This is a genomic window from Caballeronia terrestris (genome assembly GCF_001544515.1).
Lineage (GTDB): Bacteria > Pseudomonadota > Gammaproteobacteria > Burkholderiales > Burkholderiaceae > Caballeronia > Caballeronia terrestris.
The window spans coordinates 1-3612 of the sequence record NZ_FCOL02000194.1; the positions used below are offsets into that span (position 1 = coordinate 1).

At 61.0% G+C, this 3612-nt stretch carries 6 protein-coding genes; 1 reads left to right on the top strand and 5 read right to left on the bottom strand.

What is annotated here, in order from left to right:
- Positions 1–328: 328 nt before the first annotated feature.
- Together AWB67_RS35045 and AWB67_RS43270 are read right to left on the bottom strand one after the other, a co-directional pair.
- On the bottom strand, positions 329–1234 hold the full coding sequence (locus AWB67_RS35045) for a hypothetical protein (protein ID WP_087660502.1): 906 nt from the start codon (positions 1232–1234) through the stop codon (positions 329–331).
- 125 nt (positions 1235–1359) lie between these two features.
- Positions 1360–1611, bottom strand: coding sequence for an SET domain-containing protein (locus tag AWB67_RS43270; protein WP_327367062.1), 252 nt, complete (start codon positions 1609–1611; stop codon positions 1360–1362).
- Between the two features lie 265 nt (positions 1612–1876).
- Between AWB67_RS43270 and AWB67_RS35055 the strand changes: the two genes are divergently transcribed.
- Positions 1877–2098 carry a hypothetical protein gene (locus AWB67_RS35055; RefSeq protein ID WP_235025538.1) on the top strand — a complete coding sequence of 74 codons (222 nt, stop codon included), beginning with the start codon at positions 1877–1879 and terminating at the stop codon, positions 2096–2098.
- A 74-nt stretch (positions 2099–2172) separates the two neighbouring features.
- Here AWB67_RS35055 and AWB67_RS35060 read toward each other — a convergent pair whose 3' ends face one another.
- The 3 genes from AWB67_RS35060 to AWB67_RS35070 form a co-directional block, all read right to left on the bottom strand.
- Positions 2173–2451 carry an HU family DNA-binding protein gene (locus AWB67_RS35060; protein ID WP_087660503.1) on the bottom strand — a complete coding sequence of 93 codons (279 nt, stop codon included), beginning with the start codon at positions 2449–2451 and terminating at the stop codon, positions 2173–2175.
- 71 nt (positions 2452–2522) lie between these two features.
- A complete protein-coding gene (locus AWB67_RS35065; protein WP_087660504.1) occupies positions 2523–2795 on the bottom strand; it encodes a YlcI/YnfO family protein in 273 nt (90 codons plus the stop codon).
- Positions 2796–2871: 76 nt separating this feature from the next.
- Positions 2872–3612: ATPase (locus tag AWB67_RS35070; RefSeq protein ID WP_087660506.1), on the bottom strand; the 741-nt coding region annotated here is incomplete at its 5' end.

Below are 3612 nucleotides of genomic sequence, written 5' to 3' on the forward strand. Positions count from 1 at the left end.
CGGAACTCCGCCGGGTACGGTGCTCGATGCTTGCCCATTTTGGCACCCCCTTATCCAAAGGATAGGTGTCCGTTTTCTCGGGTCAATCTCAGACTACGAGGATTCGCGCACTGATTGAATCGTTGAATCAGCCCGACCGAAGTTCGGTGGCGGGGTACGCCGCGCCGCATTCGCCTGTTTCAGCTGGTGCTAAAGGTCCTCAAAACTCGAAAGTGATCGAGCACGACGCGTCAGCAGTGGCGACAGCATCTCCGCACGCGTTCGTGTTCCCCTCCAAGAAGCAATCCGCAGCAACCGTTCGAAAGTGAGGCCGGGACCGCAGCCTGAATCATTGATGATGCACTTTCCGTGTCGTCATGTACACGTCAAACAGGCCCGCGTGCAAGCGACCGAGTTGTTGACGAAGGGCGATCAGTTCCTGCTGGCCGCCTTCATGTTCCCGCCGCAGAATCTCCCCGAGCAACGAGGTCGCACGTGATGCCGGCAGGTCGCGTTGCAGGCGCGCCTCGCCCAGCCTGCCCGCAAGCGCTGGTTTGATGACCAGCAGGAACGCCGGGAACCACGCATAATCTTCGGTTTCGCCTGTGCCAAGGAACTTCGCATCGAAGCGTCGGCGCAGCTTGTCGAGTGCGGTGTCTCCCAGCGCGACGAGAAGCGCGGCGAACTGGTGCGGCGCTAACCACGCCAATTCCGCGAGTAGCGGCCACGCTGCGTCTACTCCGGCCGCCCGATAGCGCGCCTCGGTCATCCATGCGAGCGGTGATGGAATGCGCCACCAAGACTCAATCGTGTCAATCGCATCGCTTGCCGCGGACCATTCGCCGGCGCGAAGCCACAGGGGTGCCGCGTGACTGTCAATGTGGATTCCACAATACGTCAGCGCTGCGGCGCGCTGGGCAAGCGCGCGCCAGCACGGAGCCAACCACGATCGAGCGTCGTGCTCAGGCAGCACCTGCCGGGCAGCGGGTGCCACCTCATTCTCCAAGCGACGGAGGAGCGCGGCCAACTCGGCGTGGTCGGTCACGGGAAGCGTTGATGCGTTCTCGAGTTCTCGGACAAGCACGGTCATCGCAGGTAGCGCGCTGTCGGTCGCGTACTCGCAGGCAAGCAGCATCAGTGTCTTTCGTGCGTCCGCCGCGTTGCGACGCTGCAACTGCTCCACCACGTCATTGCGCATTGCCACGTCACGGCTGTCGGCGAATATATCGAGTTGCTGCATGGTCTGCTGCATCATCGTCGCGCTCAGGAAGGTCCATGAAGAGCGTTCAAGGCTAATCGATTTTACCGCTTCAAGGAAGCTGCCACCAAGCAGTCTTGGTTGTTCTCGCCGCCACGTCATGGTTCGGTAGCAACCGAACCCTACCGACGGGACTCCAGCATCGTTCCTCGACATCGGCGAGCGCCGCAGCGACACGCGTACATCCGTCTCAGTGCCGCTGTTCTGCGCCCTTCGACGTCAAGCTGGTAGTCAATCAAGATCTCTGCGCCCTCTTCGAACTTGCGCGTTGCGTGGATGAAGATCCGATCGCCCTGCTGCCTGGCTTCGCAATTGGGCGCGCAGCTATGATTGATCCAGCGTGCCGAGTTGCCACCTTGGGCTCCGTCGAACATGCGACCGTCGTCCAGATTGAAGAGAATGTGTGCCCATCCTCGGCGGTCGTCCGGGCGACCCGGCGCTGTGCCTCCTTTGCCGTGATGATCTCACCCTTATTCTCGATGATCGGATCACCCGAGTCGACTATCGTGAGCGCGAAAACGCCTCGAGCATGGATCAGCGAGGTCTGGACTGCAATGCGACGCATGGTGTCTTTTCACAGGGATGAGGAGGCGAAACGTCCGCGCTTGCGTGACGACAGGCATAATCGCACATCATCGCATGGCCATTCGCCAAGATATGCCCGCTTCAACTCGTCGCACGAAACTTAAGCGCAAGCCGGCGCGCGGCACCTTGGTGCGTTACCAGGACCGCATTGCCGAGGTGATGGGTGAAGCGCGCGGGCAACGCGTGATGATTCGTTCGATTCACCCGGACGGACAAGAGCGCCGCACAGCGGTGAAGTGGGTGAATCTGGTGCCCCTCGAGACTCAGCTTTTCTGACCGAGTATCACTGGCTCACCAGCGGCGGTAACTGGAAGGTCCGCCGCCTTGTGCGCATTCGGTTCTCGCTGTCTTCACGCCTGGTTGACGACGTCCTTAAATGCCTTGCCCGCCGAGAACTTGACGGTTTTCGCTGCCGCGATTTCCATCGCTTCGCCAGTCGCGGGGTTTCGACCCGTCCGTGCTGCCCGCTCGCCCCTTCCGAATGTGCCAAAACCGACGAGTTGAACGGCGTTTCCTGCCGCCACCTCCTTCGAGATGGTGTTCAAGACGGCATTGATCGCCTCTTCAGCGGCGCTCTTGCTTGTACCCGCCTCCGATGCAACTGCGTCGATCAGTTCCTGCTTGTTCATTGAATTCCTACCTCACTATTGAAATGAACGCGATCTGCGTGATCGGTCGTGAAAACAGACTACCGCCGCTGCTACGAATCGGCGTTCGCATCTAGGTCGAACAGATCTGACGTTGTGCTGTGTCCGGCTAGCAGCTCTGGCAAATCACCGTTTCGAACCTTTGTCAGCATGTCCGGCGACAACCAGATTTCTTCCATCGCATCAATGCCTTCCTCGATTATTCGCTGCAGAAAGAACGACTGCTTTCGTCCCGCTGCCTCTGCCAGCACACGCAATCGCTGTTCGATGACGGGGTCGATGCGCACCGCAACGACCCTCAATTTATTCTCTGCCGATCTTCTCACCTGTTTGCTCCTTTTGACCGTCGGCGCGACGGGGGGCCGTGGACTGCGCCACTCGCCGGCGCCACCCGGTCATTATCTACGCGCGATCTTTCGCTCTCGCCGTCTTGCCAACAGCTGCCTTTCGGGCTGCTCGCCTTGCCGGCGGACGGGATTCGGCTGTGGGCGCGCGTCGCGCTGAGGGACGCGTCGTTGCGCGTGGGGATTTCAACTGCTCCTGGAGTGAGATGTATGCGTCTTCGAGCGCGGCGAGCTTGCCCTGCAACACTCCGATCTGTTGACGAGCGTCGCCCTGCTGCGCTTGCAGCGCCTCGACTGTTCGACGATGTTCGGCATCCCGCTTTTCTGCGCGTTTGGCGGCTTCGGCCAATTCTTTCTGCGCTTTGATCACTGCACCGCGTTCGCGATCGATTTCCAAGAGCGCACGCTTTTCCGAGGCGCGTAAGCGCTCCTCCGCACGATCAGCCGTTTCCCGGAGTTTTTCCAGATCACGTGAGAAGGTGTCGCGTACCTTGTCAAGATCACGCTCGCGCGCGACGACCTCCTCGCCAAGACGCTTGACCTGTGCCTCAAGTGCTTGGCGCGCGGCCGCCTCGTGCGCCTGCTGCCGCTCCAACTCCCGAATTTCGACCTGCGCCGCCTGCAATGCCGCGGTGCGTTGCTCCAGCGCCGTCTCGGTCCGACCGAGTTCCTCGCGCGCGGCGACGATCTTTTGCTCCGCCTCGGCGCGACGCGCTTCGACGTCATCGCGAAGCGAGGTCAGTTCGGCGTGTGCGGAGGCCGCCGCGCGCGTCCAAAGCGTTCCGATCAACTCGCCTGC